Annotated in this window: 11 protein-coding genes; 5 read left to right on the top strand and 6 right to left on the bottom strand. The window is 68.0% G+C overall.

Annotation, left to right across the window (positions count from 1 at the left end; all coding sequences use genetic code 11):
• From ACXJJ3_RS11865 to ACXJJ3_RS11880, 4 genes are all read right to left on the bottom strand, one after another.
• Entirely contained in the window at positions 1 to 1,560 is a 1,560-nt protein-coding gene (locus ACXJJ3_RS11865) for an ABC transporter substrate-binding protein (RefSeq protein WP_458170044.1), read from the bottom strand.
• A gap of 24 nt (positions 1,561 to 1,584) precedes the next feature.
• Positions 1,585 to 2,487 carry a carbohydrate ABC transporter permease gene (locus ACXJJ3_RS11870; RefSeq protein ID WP_458171882.1) on the bottom strand — a complete coding sequence of 301 codons (903 nt, stop codon included), beginning with the start codon at positions 2,485 to 2,487 and terminating at the stop codon, positions 1,585 to 1,587.
• Between the two features lie 5 nt (positions 2,488 to 2,492).
• Positions 2,493 to 3,410: an ABC transporter permease gene (locus ACXJJ3_RS11875; RefSeq protein ID WP_458170045.1), complete on the bottom strand. Its 918-nt coding sequence runs from the start codon at positions 3,408 to 3,410 to the stop codon at positions 2,493 to 2,495.
• A gap of 94 nt (positions 3,411 to 3,504) precedes the next feature.
• Entirely contained in the window at positions 3,505 to 4,476 is a 972-nt protein-coding gene (locus ACXJJ3_RS11880; RefSeq protein ID WP_458170046.1) for a hydroxyacid dehydrogenase, read from the bottom strand.
• A 130-nt stretch (positions 4,477 to 4,606) separates the two neighbouring features.
• On the opposite strand from ACXJJ3_RS11880, the gene ACXJJ3_RS11885 reads away from it, so the two are divergent.
• The 4 genes from ACXJJ3_RS11885 (at position 4,607) to ACXJJ3_RS11900 (ending at position 10,143) form a co-directional block, all read left to right on the top strand.
• Entirely contained in the window at positions 4,607 to 8,029 is a 3,423-nt protein-coding gene (locus tag ACXJJ3_RS11885) for a discoidin domain-containing protein (protein WP_458170047.1), read from the top strand.
• Positions 8,030 to 8,211: 182 nt separating this feature from the next.
• Positions 8,212 to 9,288, top strand: a complete 1,077-nt coding sequence (locus ACXJJ3_RS11890) for a glycosyltransferase (protein ID WP_458170048.1) — start codon at positions 8,212 to 8,214, stop codon at positions 9,286 to 9,288.
• A 3-nt stretch (positions 9,289 to 9,291) separates the two neighbouring features.
• Positions 9,292 to 9,432 carry an LPXTG cell wall anchor domain-containing protein gene (locus ACXJJ3_RS11895; protein WP_325036186.1) on the top strand — a complete coding sequence of 47 codons (141 nt, stop codon included), beginning with the start codon at positions 9,292 to 9,294 and terminating at the stop codon, positions 9,430 to 9,432.
• Positions 9,433 to 9,504: 72 nt separating this feature from the next.
• The gene (locus tag ACXJJ3_RS11900) at positions 9,505 to 10,143 is read left to right on the top strand and encodes a class E sortase (protein WP_458170049.1); all 639 of its coding nucleotides are present in this window, start codon (positions 9,505 to 9,507) and stop codon (positions 10,141 to 10,143) included.
• A gap of 10 nt (positions 10,144 to 10,153) precedes the next feature.
• On the opposite strand, the gene ACXJJ3_RS11905 is transcribed toward ACXJJ3_RS11900, so the two are convergent.
• Together ACXJJ3_RS11905 and ACXJJ3_RS11910 are read right to left on the bottom strand one after the other, a co-directional pair.
• Positions 10,154 to 10,885, bottom strand: a complete 732-nt coding sequence (locus ACXJJ3_RS11905; RefSeq protein ID WP_458170050.1) for a hypothetical protein — start codon at positions 10,883 to 10,885, stop codon at positions 10,154 to 10,156.
• Positions 10,886 to 11,007: 122 nt separating this feature from the next.
• Positions 11,008 to 13,854 (bottom strand): S8 family serine peptidase, encoded by a 2,847-nt coding sequence (locus ACXJJ3_RS11910; RefSeq protein ID WP_458170051.1) that lies wholly within the window; start codon positions 13,852 to 13,854, stop codon positions 11,008 to 11,010.
• A 184-nt stretch (positions 13,855 to 14,038) separates the two neighbouring features.
• On the opposite strand from ACXJJ3_RS11910, the gene ACXJJ3_RS11915 reads away from it, so the two are divergent.
• Entirely contained in the window at positions 14,039 to 15,958 is a 1,920-nt protein-coding gene (locus tag ACXJJ3_RS11915) for a glycoside hydrolase family 43 protein (RefSeq protein WP_458170052.1), read from the top strand.
• Positions 15,959 to 15,974 lie beyond the last annotated feature (16 nt).

Consider the following 15,974-nt stretch of genomic DNA (forward strand, 5'->3'; position numbering starts at 1 on the left):
TCACTGGCCCTTGAGGTACGCGTCCGCCTGCCGCTGCATCTCCGCCTGCAGGTCGTTCAGCCCGGCCTTCTCGACCGCCTTCTTCAGCGTGTCCAGCCCCTTGTCGACGTCGACCGCGCCGATCCACAGCGGGTTGCCGTACTGCGTCATCGCGGCGCTGACCTGGCTGTCCTGCCGTTTCACCGGCGTCACGTCCGGGACGAACGACGCGTACGGGTCGAGCGTGAAGTTGTCGTAGCTCTGCGCCCACTCGAACCAGGCGTCCTCGGTCGGCGTGATGTCCTTGATCTTCAGCTCGAGCTTCTGCCGCCAGCACAGCGCGAACCCCGGGAAGCCGTACTGGGTGAGCTGCTCGAACTTGTCGGTTCCGACCGGCTTCCAGTCCTTGCCCTCGACGCCGTAGCTGATCAGGTCGTGGTTCTCCTTGATCGAGACCCAGTCCTCCAGCTGCATCGCCCGCTCGCTGCTCTGGCCCTTGACGTTCAGTACGACGAAGTTGTCCGCCTGGAACGTCTGGTTCGGCTTCGCGGCCTTCCCGCCACGCAGCGGTACGACGTTCGCGATCTGCGCGGCCGGCACCGCCTTGCGCAGCGGCGCCAGCGACTGCGAGGAGAGGCCGTCCGTCATCGCCCACCGGGTCGCGATCCGGCCGGCCTCGAACTGCGACCCGATCGTGCTCGAGTCGACGTTCAGCGCGTCCTTGTTGATGATGCCGTCCAGGTAGTACTGGCGGACCTTGCGGAGCGCGTCCAGCACTCCGGGCGCCTCCCAGAACGGGATCGGGTGTGCCGACCCGGTGCTCTTGCCGTCCTGCGCCAGGAAGAACGGGAACGAGCCACCACTGAAGGTCTGCACGCTGACGTGCGGGTTCTCCCAGTCGTGCTGGTTCAGCCAGCCGACCGGCGCGAACGCGACCAGCAGCTTCGGCATGTTCGAGGAGATCCCGACCGGGGTGATCTTCGCCTTCTGCTTGACGTCGTACCAGTACTTCTCCAGCTGGCCGAACGTGGTGATGTCGCCGATCCCGAGCTTGTCGGCGAGGTCCTGGCGGACGGTGAAGTGGTGGAACCGGGCGGCCGAGTTCACCTGCGGGATCCCGTACAGCTTGCCGGACCACTTGTTCTGCTCGAGCAACTGCGGGGCCAGGTTCTTGCTCAGGTTCGGGTACTTCGGGATCAGATCGTCGACCGGGACGAGCGACTTGCTCGCGACCAGCTGGATCATGTTCAGCCAGCGGGCCTGCAGCGCGGTGTCGAACGTCTCGCCGGCGGTGAACTTGAGCAGCGTCTGCTGCTGGTAGTTCGACCACGCGGTGAACTGCGGCGTGATCGTGAAGCCCAGGTCCTTCTCGAGCTTCTCGTTGACCTTGGCAAGTACTGCGTCCCACCCGGCCGGGGCGTCGCCGGGGAGCAGCAGCGCGAGCGTGTCGGCGGACTTGCCGGAACCGCCGGTCGACGATCCGCCGCAGGCGCTGAGGCCGAACGCGGCTGCGAGGGACAGGCCGCCGCCGGCGGCCAAGAAGCCGCGCCTGCTGAGGCCGGCTGAGGGTGTGGCGGGCACGATGCCTCCTGATGATTACGGGCGTCAGCCTTTGGTGGCGCCCAGCGTGATGCCTTTGACGAAGTAGCGCTGCGCGAACGGGTACGCGAGCAGGATCGGGCCGATGGTGACGACCGTGAGCGCGAGCCGGAGCTGGTAGACCGGCGTCGTCTGCTGGGCCGCTGTCGGCAGCATCTGCGAGAACGAGACGTTCGAGATCAGGTTCTGCAGCAACAGCGGGAGTGGGTACTTGTGCACGTCGGACAGGAACAGCAGCGCCGTGAACCACTCGTTCCAGTAGTGCACCGCGTAGAACAGGCCGACGACGGCGAGGATCGGTTTGGACAGCGGCAGCCCGATCCGGAAGAAGATCGCCATCTCCCCCGCGCCGTCGACGCGGGCCGAGTCGAGGATCTCCTCCGGCAGCTGGCGGAACGCCGACACCTGGATGAACACCAGGAAAGGGGCCACCAGCAACGGCAGGATCACCGCGAAGTAGCTGTTCTGGAGTTTCAGGTACTGCGTGACCAGCAGGTAGAGCGGGACGAGTCCGCCGCTGAACAGCATCGGGATGTACGCGAAGACCGCGAGCGGCCGGCTGACGTACGGGAGCCGGCGGGCGATCACCCAGCTCAGGCCGGACGTGAAGCTCAGCGCGAGCGCCGTACCGACGAGCGTGATGAACACGGAGGCGACGTACGCGCTGACGAGAGTCGGGCCGGTGAAGATGAGCTTGTACGCCGACGTCGAGAACGGGTGCGGGACGAGGCTGTAGCCCTTGACCGCAAGAGTTTGCTCGTCGGTGAACGAACCGGAGAGGATCACCCAGAACGGGATCAGGCAGGCGATCATGAACAGCCCGACACCGACGATGCTGATCAGGGTGAACGGCTCGAGACCACCGGTCCTGCGGTCCTTGGTCCGGGTCGTCGCCTTCGCGAGGGTCATCGTGGTCACAGCAGACTCGTCTCCTTGGAGTACCGGCGCTGGATCAGCACCGCGGCCGACACCAGCACGAAGCCGACCACCGACTGGAACAGGCCGATCGCGGCGGTGGTGCCGAAGTCGCCGATCTGGCGCAGCGACCGGAACACATAGGTGTCGATCACGTCGGTGGTCGGGAACAGCGTCCCGTTGTCGCCGACGATCGCGTAGATCGTGCCGAAGTCGCCGTAGAAGATCCGGCCGACGCCGAGCACCAGCAGCACCGCGGCCGTCGGCTTCAGCAGCGGGAGCGTGATCCGGAGCGCCATCTGCGCGCGGCTCGCGCCGTCGATCTGGCCCGCTTCGTAGACGTCCTCCGGGATCGAGGTGATCGCCGCCAGGAAGATCACGCTCATGTAGCCGCCGAGCTGCCAGACCTTGACGAACGTGAGGATCCACGGCCACGGGCCTGGTTCGGTGTACCAGCTGACCGTCGGCAGCCCGAACCCGGCAAGCGCGTCGTTGACGACACCACCGGAGCCGTTCGGCCCGGACAGCAGCACCTGCAGCATGATCGCGATCACGACCGGCGAGACGAAGTACGGGAAGAAGATCGTCGACTGCGCCGCGCGCTTGAAGAACCGGCCGCGGATCTCGTTCAGCATGATCGCGAGCGTCACGCCCGCCGCCAGGGTCGCGGCCAGGAACAGGACGTTCAGGACGATCGTGTTCAGCAGGATCCGCTGCGCGTCGCCGGAGCTGAAGAAGTACCGGAAGTTCGCGAGGCCGTTCCAGGGGCTGCCGAAGATGCCCTTGCTGATGTCGAACTCCTTGAACGCCACCACCAGACCGGCCAGTGGCGCGTAGCTGAACACCAGGAAGAACACCACGGCGGGAACGGCCAGCACCCCCAGCCAGAGGCCCGAGCGGACGGTTCGGTTGGTCATTCTCGAAGCTCCTTTTGGAAAGCGCTTTCTATCTGCCGTGAAGGTAGCGCTCACGATTTTGGGTGTCAAGGCGTGGCAAACGTTGTCTTTTGGCTCAGGCGGCGCGGTCAAGATCTGTCACGGTGATGCCGTAGCGCAGCGGTTCGCCGTTGAGCAGGCGCTCGAGTTCGTCGGTCACGCAGCCGCCGAGACGGGCGAGTTCGTTGCCGTGCGAGCCGGCGATGTGCGGCGTGACGAAGGCGTTCGGGAGCGTGAACAGCGGCGAGTCCGCGGGCAGCGGTTCAGGCTCGGTGACATCGAGTACGGCGCTGATCCGGCCGGACCTCAGCTCGACGATCAACGCGTTCGTGTCGACGATCGGGCCGCGGGCGGTGTTGATCAACGTCGTACCGTCCCGGAGCAGGGCGAGCTCCGCGGCGCCCAGCATCTGCTCGGTTTCCGCGGTCATCGGGGCGTGCACGCTGACGATGTCGCTCGTCCTCAGGAGCGTCTCGAGATCGACGGACGGGAGGTCGGTGGCGTACGGGTCGTACACCTGGACGCGGAAGCCGAACGGGCGCAGCAGGTCCAGCACCCGGCGGCCGATCCGGGAGGCGCCGATCAGCCCGACCGTACGGCCGTGGTTGCCGACCTCGGGGTGGATGTAGCCGAGCCCGAACGTGCGCTCGCGCCGGTACCGTTCCCGCAGGTCGAAGGCGCCTTTCCCGGCCAGCAGGATCGCGCCGAGCGTGAACTCCGCGACCGGTACGGCGTTCGCGTCCGCGGCGGACGAGACCGCGATGCCGCGCTCCCAGACCTCGCGGCCGAGGTGCCCTTTCACGCTTCCGGCAGCGTGCAGTACGGCGCGCAACTTCGGCGCCGCCTCCAGAACGTGCCGGTCGACGGCGGGACAACCCCAGCCGGTGATCAGAACTTCCACTTCGGCCAGGCGATCCGGGTCGAACCGGTCGACCGGTCCGTCGAGCCGCACCAGCCGGTCGAGCCGGTGGCGGAGGTCCGGCGGGAACAGCAGCGGCCAGTGCTCGGCCGCGAGGGCGACCAGCGCCGGCGGTTTCTCAGGTGACATGCGGTCAGGCTGGCATAGAAAACGTTAACTATCAGGCCACCAAAATTTTCGAGCCCTCCTCCGCGCTACCAACCCTCATCCCCCACTGCAAAACTCCCAGCCGCCCGTTCAACCAGTTGGAGAGTGTTTGATGGCTCGTTTCAGGTCGATCGTGTTGGTCACGCTGGCCGTGCTGCTCGCAGTTGCCGGTGTCGCGCCGGTTGCTCGCGCCACACCCACCGGCACTCCGCTGCCGGTGCTGACCCAGGTGCGGTCGAGTGCCGGCTTCGTTCACCCTGGGCTGGCGGTGAGCGCTTCGTCGCTCGAGCTGGCCCGCACGCAGACCCGCGCGGGCGTCGAGCCGTGGGCGTCGTATTACGCCGCGATGACGGCAACGGCGTACGCCTCGAAGACGTTCAGCTCGCGCAATCAGGGCTCGGTCGTCGACCGCCCGGGCACCGCCGCCTTCAACTCTCAGGGCGTCGAGTCGAAGTTCATCGACGACGCGTTCCGCGCGTACACGCAGGCGATCCTGTACTTCGTCAACGGCGACCCGGTCTACCGCGAGAACGCGCTGAAGCTGATCCGCATCTGGGCCCACATGGACCCGAACACCTACGCCTACTACCCCGACGCCCACATCCACAGCGGCGCCCCACTCCTGCGGATGCTCGCCGCCGCCGAGATCCTCCGGTACTCCTCCGTCACCGCCCCGGCCCCCGACGGCTACGACCTGACCTGGACCGACGGCGACACGACAGACCTCACCGGCAACCTGATCGTCCCGCTCACCCAGACGTTCCTGTACCGGAACCGCAACTTCATGAACCAGCACAGCTACTCGCTGATCGGCGCCATCGCCGGCTACGTATTCACCGACAACCTCCCGCGCTACCGCGAGGCCGTCGAGTGGTTCTCGGTCAATTCGACCAACCCCGACGACGACACCAACGGCGCGCTCAGCAAGGTGATGCCGGTGATCTCCAAGGACGACCCGCGGAACCCGTACCACAAGACGTTCGTGCAACTGCAGGAGATGGGCCGCGACCAGGCGCACGCCTGGGACGACGTGACCATGCTGACCCAGCTCGCCCGCGTCATCGACATCCAGGGCACCAAGCTGGACCCGGTCCACGGCACCGTCTCGACCGCACCCGACGCGGTCTCGGTGTACGCGTTCGGCGGCGATCGCCTGCTCCGCGGCGCCGAGCAGTTCTTCGCGTTCATGCTCGGCAAGACGATCCCGTGGATCGACACCACCCAGCGCGGCGGCGTGCTGTCCCAGGCGTACCGCGGGCGGATCTTCGACCCGACGAACGAGCTCTACACGATCTACCGGCGCAAGCTCGGCCCGGCGATCGCCGCGATCGCGCCGAGCATCACCGAGGTCGCGACCAGGCAGGACTCGGGCGCACAGTTCTACTGGGGTACCTCGGCGTACAACTTCTGGAACAGCAACCCGGACTTCAACCCGGACTCGTGGCTGTCCTTCCCGGCCACGGTCGCCGGCGCGGCGCCTCCGGTGCAGCACGACGCGCTGGTTCAGGCGGAGACGCGGAGCACGCCGCTCACTCCCGGAACCTCGGTCGGCGACGGGTACGTGCGGATGCGGCCGCTGCCCGGCGGTACGACGATCGCCGTACGGACGATGCTGTACGACAGCCGCAACGGGTACAGCCCGGTCGGCGTACGGATCCGGACGAACGGGACGGCGACGCTGCAGATCCGGAAGGAGCAGGGGGTCGCGCCGTACTACACGCTGACGCTGCCGGACACGCACGGCGTCTGGCGGTACGTCACGTACGACATGGACACGAGCAAGCTGCGCGGGAACACCGGCGGGGACTCGCTCGCGTACTACACGGTGACCGGATCGCCCGCCGTCACGGTCGACGTCGACGCGATCAACCTGCAGGCGAAGGCGCAGCTCACGCCGCCGGTGTTCGCGCAGGGGTCCGACGTACGGCTGCTCGCGGTGGCCGGCGAGCCCTTCTCCACAACGCTTTCCGCCGGCAACGCGCAGTCCTACAGCGCAACACTTCCCGCAGGAGCGGCGCTCGACCAGGCGACCGGTGCGTTGACCTGGCAACCAACGGCCGCGCAAGTCGGGGACCACAAGACGTTCGTCGTCGCATCCAACGCGACTACCGACGCAGTACTGCGGGTGCGCCTGAGCGTCAGTGCGACACGTCAGGACGCGATCGCCGCGGCGCTCACCGGCTACGACCCGGGGACGACGTACGTCCGCTCGACGCGGGCCGCGGTGGACGCGGCGAAGGCGGCCGCCGAGGCGGCCGCCGCGGATGCCGGCCCCGCGGCGTTCTCCGCGGACCTTCTCGCGTTGCAGTCGGCGGTCGCGAAGCTCGAGCAGCTCACGCCGACGATGAGCGACGACGGCTCGTTCGACTACTGGGGCCACGCGACGTCGGCGTCCCTGTCACAAGTAGCCCTGGGCAACATGCTCGACGGCGACTTCAACACCTACTCCGGCGATCTCCGCGCACCGGCCGTCATCGACTTCGGCGCCGGCTTCCGGGTCACCGCGGACGCGTTCGGCCTGCAGGCGCGGTACAACTTCGGCAACCGGACGCAGGGCGCGAACGTGTATGGCTCGAACGACGGCCGAACCTGGACGTTGCTCACGTCGCGGGAGACCACCGACACCTCGAACCAAGGGTTCGCGCTGGAGAAGATCCCGGTCCGGGACGAGGTCAAGGGCCTCGGCTTCCGGTTCCTGAAACTGCAGGTGGACCACCCCGGCCCGCCCACGGACCCGGCCTACCCAGGGATCTCCAGCTTCAGCGAGTTCCGGATCTACGGGCAACGGGCGGAGATGAGTACGGCGCTCAACGCGGTCTCGCTGTCCTCCTCGGACGCCGACCCGAAGCTCGCGCAGAACGGCGACACGGTCACACTGACGATGTCGGCCACCGAACCACTGAGCCACGTGGAGGCATCGATCGAGGGCCTCGCCGCCGAGGTCACGCGGACCGACGACCAGCACTGGACGGCGTCCGTCGTACTCCCCGACGACGTCGCGTACGGGCGGGCCCTGCGGTTCAGCGTCGACTACACGACCGCCGCCGGGCAGCCCGGCGCGACGATCGTCGACACCACCGACGGTACGTCGCTCGCGCTGTGGAACACGCAGGTCCAGACGGTGCCGATCCAGCAGGGCTGGGTGGTCGCGTCGAGCCCGGCCTTCCCCGGCGTCGGCACGCCGGAGGCCAACGGCCGGCGGATGTTCGACGGCGATCTCGCCACCTTCACCGACACCACCACCGGCAACGGCTGGGTCACCGTCACTCCACCGAGCGGTACGACGCTGACGTTCGACACGGTCCGGGTCCGCCCGCGCAGCAACCTCCCGGACCGGGCCAACGGTGACCTCGTGCAGGGCTCGGCCGACGGCGGTACGACCTGGACGACGCTTGCCACGATCAACGGCATCACGGACGGCAACCAGTGGTACACCTTCCCGCTGGCGGCGCGTGCGACGTACCCGATGATCCGGATCGCCGACCAGCACGGCGGATTCACCAACCTCGCGGAGGTGCAGCTGCTGGCCGGCTGAAGCGGACCGCTGTTGTCACGCCACCGTTCGTGATTGATCCGGCGACGGTGGGCGACCGGACTGTCACCCGGTGACGTACTTCGCGTCGTTCTTACGTTGGTGTTGCCTACGACTTGCGCGAGCAGGTAATAATCAATGCAGTTCTTGACGTGGCTGGGGGGCCGCGTCCACGGGGAGGAAGTATGACTGGGGGCTTACCCTCGCCTGCCGTCACGGTGGTGGCGTTGCTGCCGGCACACAACGAGGAAGCGTCGCTACCGTCCGCACTGGCCGCATTACGCTGCCAGACGAGGCGTCCCGACCACATCATCGTGATCGCCGACAACTGCACCGACGGCACCGTGGAGGTCGCGCGGGCGCATCAGGTCGAGGTCTACGAGACCGTCGGCAACGTGCACAAGAAGGCCGGCGGCCTGAACCAGGTCCTCGACCTGTTGCTGCCGAGCCTGTCCGACGACGACGTGATCCTGGTCCAGGACGCGGACTCGTTCCTCGATCCGGGCTTCATTCAAGCGGGCTTGAAGGCGTACGCCGGGAACGTCGGCGGCGTGGGTGGTGTCTTCCGCGGCCGGATCGACTCCGGGACCCGCTGGGGCCGGTTCGTCGAGTGGCTGCAGGCCAACGAGTACGCGCGGTACGAGCTCGACATCCGCCGGCAGCGTGGCAAGGTGCTGGTGCTCACCGGTACGGCGACGTTGCTGCGGGTCGGCGTACTGCGGGAGGTGGTCCGGGCGCGGGCCGACGGGCGGCTGCCGGGTGCGCCGCAGGTGTACGACACCCGGGTCCTGACCGAAGACAACGAGTTGTCGTTCGCGTTGATGAAGCTCGGGTACATCCTGCGGTCGCCGTCCGGCTGCACGCTCACCACCGAGACGATGCAGAGCTGGCGGACGCTGGCGAACCAGCGGATCCGCTGGAAGCGCGGCGCGCTGGAGAACCTGTTCGACTACGGCTGGAGCCGCACGACCCGCCCGTACTGGGGCCGTCAGGCGCTCGGCGCGGTCGGCGTCCTGATCACGGCCGCGTACCTGGTGTCGCTCGGGTACGGCTTCGTGCACGGGCTGACCCTGCACGGCTTCTGGCTCGGGGTGACGCTCCTGTTCATGGCCGAGCGTGTCGTCACGGTCCGCCGGCGCGGAAAGCTCGCGATGGCGGTGGCGGCGACGCTCGTCGTGGAGATGGTCTACGACATGTTCTTGCAGGGCGTGCAGGCGACCGCCTACCTGCACGCGGCAACCGGACGCGAGAGGAGGTGGTAAATCGTGTACAGCGCCAGTGAACTCGCATCGACCGGTGCAGCGGCGGCCTTTTGGCTCCCGCTCGCCGGCTTCGCCCTCGTCATGCTCGGTGTCGCCCTGTGGCGCGCCGCCGGCACCTTCCGTCGCACCACCGACGACCAGTAGCACGTGGACCGGGCGCGGGCGCGGGGACCTTCGCCCGGTCGAACACCATCCTCGGGAAGGCATACTGACGTCATGCGGGGAGTACTGCGCGGACTGGGGATCGTGCTGCTGGTCGCCGGGCTCGGCGTGCTGGGATGGGTCGGCTGGCAGTACTTCGGTACCGGCATCGCGTCCAACCAGAAGATGGACCAGGCCGAGAATTCACTGCGAAATCAATGGAAAGCGCCGACGTCCACCAAGACCACCAATGCGACAGCCAAGCCGGCCGACGGCCAGGCGTTCATGTTGCTGCGGATCCCGAAGTTCGGCGCCGGCTGGGTGAAGCCGATCGTCGAGGGGGTCACCGCGGACGACCTCGCCCGCGGCATCGGCCACTACCCACAGACCCAGCTGCCGGGACAGCCCGGGAACTTCGCGATCGCGGGACACCGGGTGACCCACGGGTCGCCGTTCCGCAAGCTGCTGCAGCTGAACAAGGGCGACCAGGTGATCGTCGAGACCCAGAACGCCGTCTACACCTACGAACTCGACAGCTCGCCGCGCGACCTCACCGTCAAGGCCTCCCAGACCTGGGTCCTCGACCCGGTCCCGGGCAAGCACACCACGCCCACCCAGTCCCTGATCACCCTCACCACCTGCCAGGACCTCTTCCACTCCCCTGACCGCTCCGTTGCCTTCGGCCACCTCGTGAAGGTCACCGAGAAGTCCTGACCGGCGGCTGTCAGGCCGCGAGGAGGGCCTGGATGATCAGGTCGTTGCGGGCGTCTTGGCCGGCTGGGACGGTGGTGTGGACGCCTTCGCGGAGCAGCTGCGTGAGGCGGGACGGCTTGGCGGCCAGGTACTCGGCCCAGCGGACGATGTCGAGGTTCGGGTACTTCTTCGCGGCGTCGTGGAGCTGCGAGTTGATCCAGGCGCTGTTGCGCTGGTCGGCGACCTGGATCGCGGCGGACTTCGCGGTCCGGGAGATCTGGGTGTTGACCCAGATGACCTTCCGGTTCGAGCCGACGATGCGCATCGCGCGGTCCACCTGCGCGGCGAACACCGGCGGGTTGAAGACGTCGTTGGTCCCGGTCGCCATCAGGATCCGGCGCGGCAGCCCGTACTTCAGCGCCCAGTTCTCGAGCGCGTCGACGGCCGGCGCCGTCGGACGGCCGGACCAGTTGTGCACCGCGAGGCTGATGCCGCGGCTCAGCAGCTTGCTCGCCAGCGTCTTGCCGTCCTGGACAGCGATGCTGTCACCGAACATGCACACGCCGTCATGGTCGCGGACATAGGTGATCGTCGCCGCGGTCGAGATCGACCGGCCGAGGATCGTCCAGTCGCCCAGCTCGCCCGACCCGTACAGGTCGGCGGCGCTCGCGGTCTCGGCGGCCACGACTCCGGCAACGGCCGCCGCGGCCCCCGCCACGAACAGCTGCCGGCGATTCGGTTTCAGTGCTCTCAGACTCCCCACAGACAGGAACTGTGGGCTATACCAACTGCTACGCGCAAGTACGGCTATTCGAACGTTATATGCGGAGGGTGCGGATTGCAGCTTGTTGCAATCCGCACCCCCAGAACAAGCTCAGACGGGCCTCAGCTGACGGTCAGGATCTTGTTCCCCGTGAACGCCTGTGCATGGTCCCCATCGGTCGGGAACCACACCCGGTAGACGATCTGCCCACGAACCGCGGGCTTGACCCCGAAGGCGTACGCGCCCGACGTACTCAGCTTGACCGAGGCGATCGACTTCCACGCCCGGTTGACGTACTGCTGCAGGTAGACCGGCTTGCCGTAGTGCGCCGGTGCGACGTACCCGCTGAGCTTGCTCGCCTGTCCGAGCCGGATCGACGCCGGCGCCAGCGTGGCCGAGATCGTCGGCGCGACCTGCACGGTGAGGTCGGCGCTGCGGGTGCCCATCAGGTCGCCGTTGCCCGGGAACGTCATCATGAACACCGAGGAACCGGCCGGCTTGTACGCGTAGCTGACCGCGCCGGTGGAGGTCGTCTTGAGCGCCGCGAGCAGCTTGAACGTCTTCGAGTTCGCCGGCCGGACGTACAGGTTGACGGGCAGCCCGGCGTACGCCTTGTTGTCGATCCGGACCGTGCTGCCGCGCAGCGTGATCGTGCCGCCGTAGTTCAGCGAGGCCGCCGTGGTGCTGATCGCGGTCCGCATCCCGAGCAGCTGGGAGACCGCAATCGGGCTGTACTTCCCGCCGCGGTCCTTCGCCCAGGCGCCGTACGTGTACGTGACGCCTTGCGCGAGCCCGGTGTTCTTGTACGCCGCGGCGGTCCCCGAGTAGACGAGCGTGCCGGTGGTCGGCGTCGGCGCCTTGCTGCCCGAGTTCCGCCGTACGACGATCTGGTCGAGGTCCGGCAGCGCCGGCACCTTCCACGTCAGGTTGGCCGCCAGGTACGCGCCGCTCGCGTCGAACGTGAGCTGCGGCGGGGCGGCGTCCAGCGTCGAGAACACGCTGGTGAACGGCTCGAGATCGGTCCCGCCCGTCTCCTGGACGCCGCTGACGGAGATCCGGTACGGCGTGTTGTCGAGCAGCGGCGCCGACGGGGTCAGCACGGCCAGCCTGTTCTCCGCGTCGTACGCGACGGTGGCGCCGATCGTCGCGCCGGTCTTGCCGTGCAGCAGCCGGACGGTCGACGCGGTCACGCTGCTCGCGACGACGTCCCGGGCGAACGTGACGCTCGGCCGGGTGTCCAGCCCCTGGCCGCTGGCGAGGTCGGGCGGCGACACGTCGCGCACCGGGTAGTCGAGGCCCGGCTTGGTGCTACCGGTGCCGGCGTCCTCGACGGTCAGCGAGTACGGACGGGTGTCGCGAGAGCCGTTCGCGTTCCGGACCGCGATGAAGGTGCTGCCGGCCGGCACGCTCACGGCGGTCGCCGCGGTGAGCGGACCCCACTTCGGCCCGCCGGTCGCCGGATCGGTCGCCGGGTACGGCGTGACCGCGGACACCAGCGACTTCAGGTTGCCGTCGTACAGGTCGATCCGCGGGCCGAAGTTCACGGCGTACTTGTCGCCGTTGAACTCCGGACCGGTCAGCGAGACGCTCAGGTTCCGCGCGGCGGAGCTGACCACCTCGTACCAGTCGGTCTCGCCCTCGGTGCTGATCGTCGTACTGATCGAGCTCGACAGCGGGATCGCGCGCTCCGGCGAGTCGTTCAGGTCGATCGAGCTCATCGGGAAGTCCGGCGCCCAGCGGCCGCCGAGCGCGGCGTACGCGTCCAGCATGCCGGCGCCGAAGTACGGGTCGGTGCCGCGCGGGCCGGCGTCGCGGGAGTACGCCTTCAGCCGGGCCTTCAGCTGCGCCGGGGTGAGCGCCGGCCACTTGTTCTTCACCAGCGCCGCGACACCCGCCACGATCGGCGCGGCGCACGACGTACCGCTGCACAGCCAGTACGGCGACTGGCTGAGGTTGCGCGCGCCGGTGGTGACGATGTCCCAGCCCGGCGCCGCGAGGTCGACCCAGTCGCCGTACGAGCTGAAGTCGGTCAGGACGCCGCCCGCGTTGGTGGCCGCGACCGCGATCACCTCGGGGTACGCCGCCGGGTACTGCGCGACGTTGCTGCCGTCGTTGCCGGACGCCGCGACCACGATCACGCCCTTCGCGACCGCGCGCTTGATCGCGTCGTGCAGGACGGTGTTGTCGCCGGGGTTCGCGATCGAGATGTTCAGCACGGTGGCGCCGTGCGCGACCGCCCAGTCGATGCCCTCGACCAGGTCCAGGTCGTTGGCGACACCGTTCGATCCGGCGACCTTGATCGGCATCACCTTCGAGCTCCAGCCGACGCCCGCGATCCCGGCGCCGTTGTTCGCGCCGGCCGCGATGATGCCGGCCACCATCGTGCCGTGGCCGTTGTCGTCGACCGGGTTCGGCCGGGTGGTCGAGACCGCGTTGTAGCCGGCGACCAGGTGCCCGGCGAGGTCCGGGTGGCCGGCGTCGATACCGGTGTCGAGGACCGCGACGATCTGGCTGCCGGTGGACTTCGACACATCCCACGCCTGCGGCACCCGGACGGTGTTCAGGTACGCCTGCTGAGTGGAGGCGAAGTACGGGTCGTTCGGGACCGCGGCGACCTGGCGCCGGTAGCTCAGCGAGGCGAGCTCGACGGCCGGGTCGGCCTTGACCTTCTTCAGCAGGTCGCGCGCGGGCAGGTCGCCCTTGAGCTTCACGACGTCACCGGAGGACTCCTCGGCGGTGCCGAACTTCGACGCCGCCGCCTTCCGGGCCGACGCGGTGCTCTTGCGCTTGAACTTCACGAGCACCGCGTTCGGCTCGACGTCGGCCGCGGACGTACCGTGCCGCGCGAATCCGGGCCGGTACGGACCCGGCTCCGCCGCGGACCCGGACGATCCGGTCAACGCGACCAGCGAACCGGCCACCAATGCCGCCGGCAGCCCCCACCGCAGCAGCTGAACAGGACGAACCACAACGCCCCCAGGTCTGAGAGTTACGAACGCGGGGAGTATGTCAGAGGTCTGCTCCGGAATCCTCCTCGCCGGGATGTCAATACCTGCAACACGCGGTGGGGTGGCGCGCGGCGGTGGTTGCACCGACTCTGTTCACGTAAACATTCCTGGTGGCAACCGAGGAGCAGATGTGCACAGGACTCGGATGGTGATTGGTGTGCTGCTGGCCGCGCTCGGCCTCAGCTTGTTGGTGGTCCCGACAAGTACAGCGACGAGTACGGCAACGACGGACGGCTCGTTCCGGCCCGGTCAGCCGTGGCTCGACACGAACGGGCAGGTGATCCAGGCGCACGGCGGCCAGGTCGTCACCGCGAAGGACGAGGACGGCCGGAAGATCTACTACTGGTACGGCGAGGACCGCAGCAACGGGTACTACAACAGCCCCGGCGTGCACCTGTACTCGTCGTACGACCTGTACCGCTGGAAGGACGAAGGGCTCGCGCTGCGGGCGATGAGCTCGGTCGACCAGTTCGACAACGACAAGTACTTCGCGAAGCTCTACAGGCACTACACGCCCGCGCAGAAGGAGAGCGTCTGGCGGGACCTGTCCACGAACAACGTCCGTACCGACGGCTGGGCGACCTCGTCGATCCTCGAACGGCCGAAGGTCATCTACAACAGGTCCACCGGCAAGTGGGTGATGTGGGTGCACTCCGACGGACCGTCGTCCCCGACCAGTACGTCGAACTACGCGCGCGCCGAGGCGGGGGTCGCGATCGCGGACTCCCCGAAGGGGCCGTTCCGGTGGATCGACTCGTACCGATTGGACCACGTACCGAGCGACTCGGTGCCGTGGTGCGGCAGCGGGTCGTCGTTCGACCCGGCCGGCGGGATGGCACGGGACATGAACCTGTTCGTGGACGACGACGGGACGGCGTACATCATCTACTCCTCCGAGGAGAACCGGACGATGTACATCTCCAAGCTCAACAAGTCGTACACGTACCTGTCCGCGGCGCCCGACCAGGCCGTGCAGGGCAAGGACTTCACGCGGACGCTGGCGTGCAACCAGCGCGAGGCGCCGGCGATGTTCAAGTCCGAGGGGACGTACTACCTGCTCACGTCCGGCGCGACCGGGTGGGACCCGAACCCGCTGCACTATGCGACGTCGCAGAACATCCTCGGGCAGTTCACCGACCGCGGCGTACCGATCACCGGGGCCGGTGCGGCGACGACGTACTCTTCGCAGAGCACGAACGTGGTCACGGTCGACGCCAAGCAGAACAAGTTCCTGTTCATGGGTGATCGGTGGACGCCGAGCGATCTCGCGAACGCGCCGTACGTGTGGATGCCGATGAGCTTCGGCGAAGGCGGCTCGCTGACCGTGGGGCCGGACAACGAGTGGTCGTTGGGCGACCTCACGCCGTACACGCGGTGGACCGTTTCGAGCACGATCCCGGATCACGTATGGCTCGACGACACCAGCAACCTGCCGTCCTCGGTCACGGTGACTACTGCCCGCGGATCGCAGCAACTACCTGTCACGTGGGACCCGGCGAGCGTTGTGCAACCCGGCCCGGCCCAGCTCCGCGGCACCTTGTCCGACGGCCGGACCTTCACCCGCTCGGTCGTCGTCATACCCCACAACCTCCGGTACGCCGTCAACGCCGGCGGCACCGTCACCCCTGACTGGACCACCCTCGCCACAGCCGGCGGCCCGCTGCTCAACTCCTCACCGGAACAACCCCTGGGTACCGACCCCACGACGGGCACCACCTGGGGCTACACCGGCGCCAGCGCTCCGTCCGGCACCGGCAACCTCTACACAACCCTCCGCTATGCGAAGAACCACGAGCCCCTCGTCTATACCTTCGGCGGCCTCGAGCCCGGCACCTACACCGTCCACGCCGGCTACTACGACCCCTGGCCCTGGGCCAACCGCGCCGCCCAGGTCACCGTGAACGGCACCGTCGTAGACACCCAACGCCTCTTCACCACCACCGGCACCGCCGCCTCCTACCCCGGCATCCAGGTCGGGGCCAACGGCAACATCACGGTCACCATCACTCCCACCCGCTCCCCCGACATCCAACTCAGCTGGCTAATGCTCGCCCGCACCAGCTGATCCACCTCTCTTATAT

The organism is Kribbella sp. WER1 (genome assembly GCF_054189145.1).

What these genes read in the sequence shown, in the direction of transcription:
- ACXJJ3_RS11885 (WP_458170047.1), top strand. Translation starts at nt 4,607, where the DNA reads ATGGCTCGTTTCAGGTCGATCGTGTTGGTCACGCTGGCCGTGCTGCTC.
- ACXJJ3_RS11890 (WP_458170048.1), top strand. Translation starts at nt 8,212, where the DNA reads ATGACTGGGGGCTTACCCTCGCCTGCCGTCACGGTGGTGGCGTTGCTG.
- ACXJJ3_RS11900 (WP_458170049.1), top strand. Translation starts at nt 9,505, where the DNA reads ATGCGGGGAGTACTGCGCGGACTGGGGATCGTGCTGCTGGTCGCCGGG.
- ACXJJ3_RS11880 (WP_458170046.1), bottom strand. Translation starts at nt 4,476, where the DNA reads ATGTCACCTGAGAAACCGCCGGCGCTGGTCGCCCTCGCGGCCGAGCAC.
- ACXJJ3_RS11915 (WP_458170052.1), top strand. Translation starts at nt 14,039, where the DNA reads ATGGTGATTGGTGTGCTGCTGGCCGCGCTCGGCCTCAGCTTGTTGGTG.
- ACXJJ3_RS11870 (WP_458171882.1), bottom strand. Translation starts at nt 2,487, where the DNA reads ATGACCCTCGCGAAGGCGACGACCCGGACCAAGGACCGCAGGACCGGT.
- ACXJJ3_RS11875 (WP_458170045.1), bottom strand. Translation starts at nt 3,410, where the DNA reads ATGACCAACCGAACCGTCCGCTCGGGCCTCTGGCTGGGGGTGCTGGCC.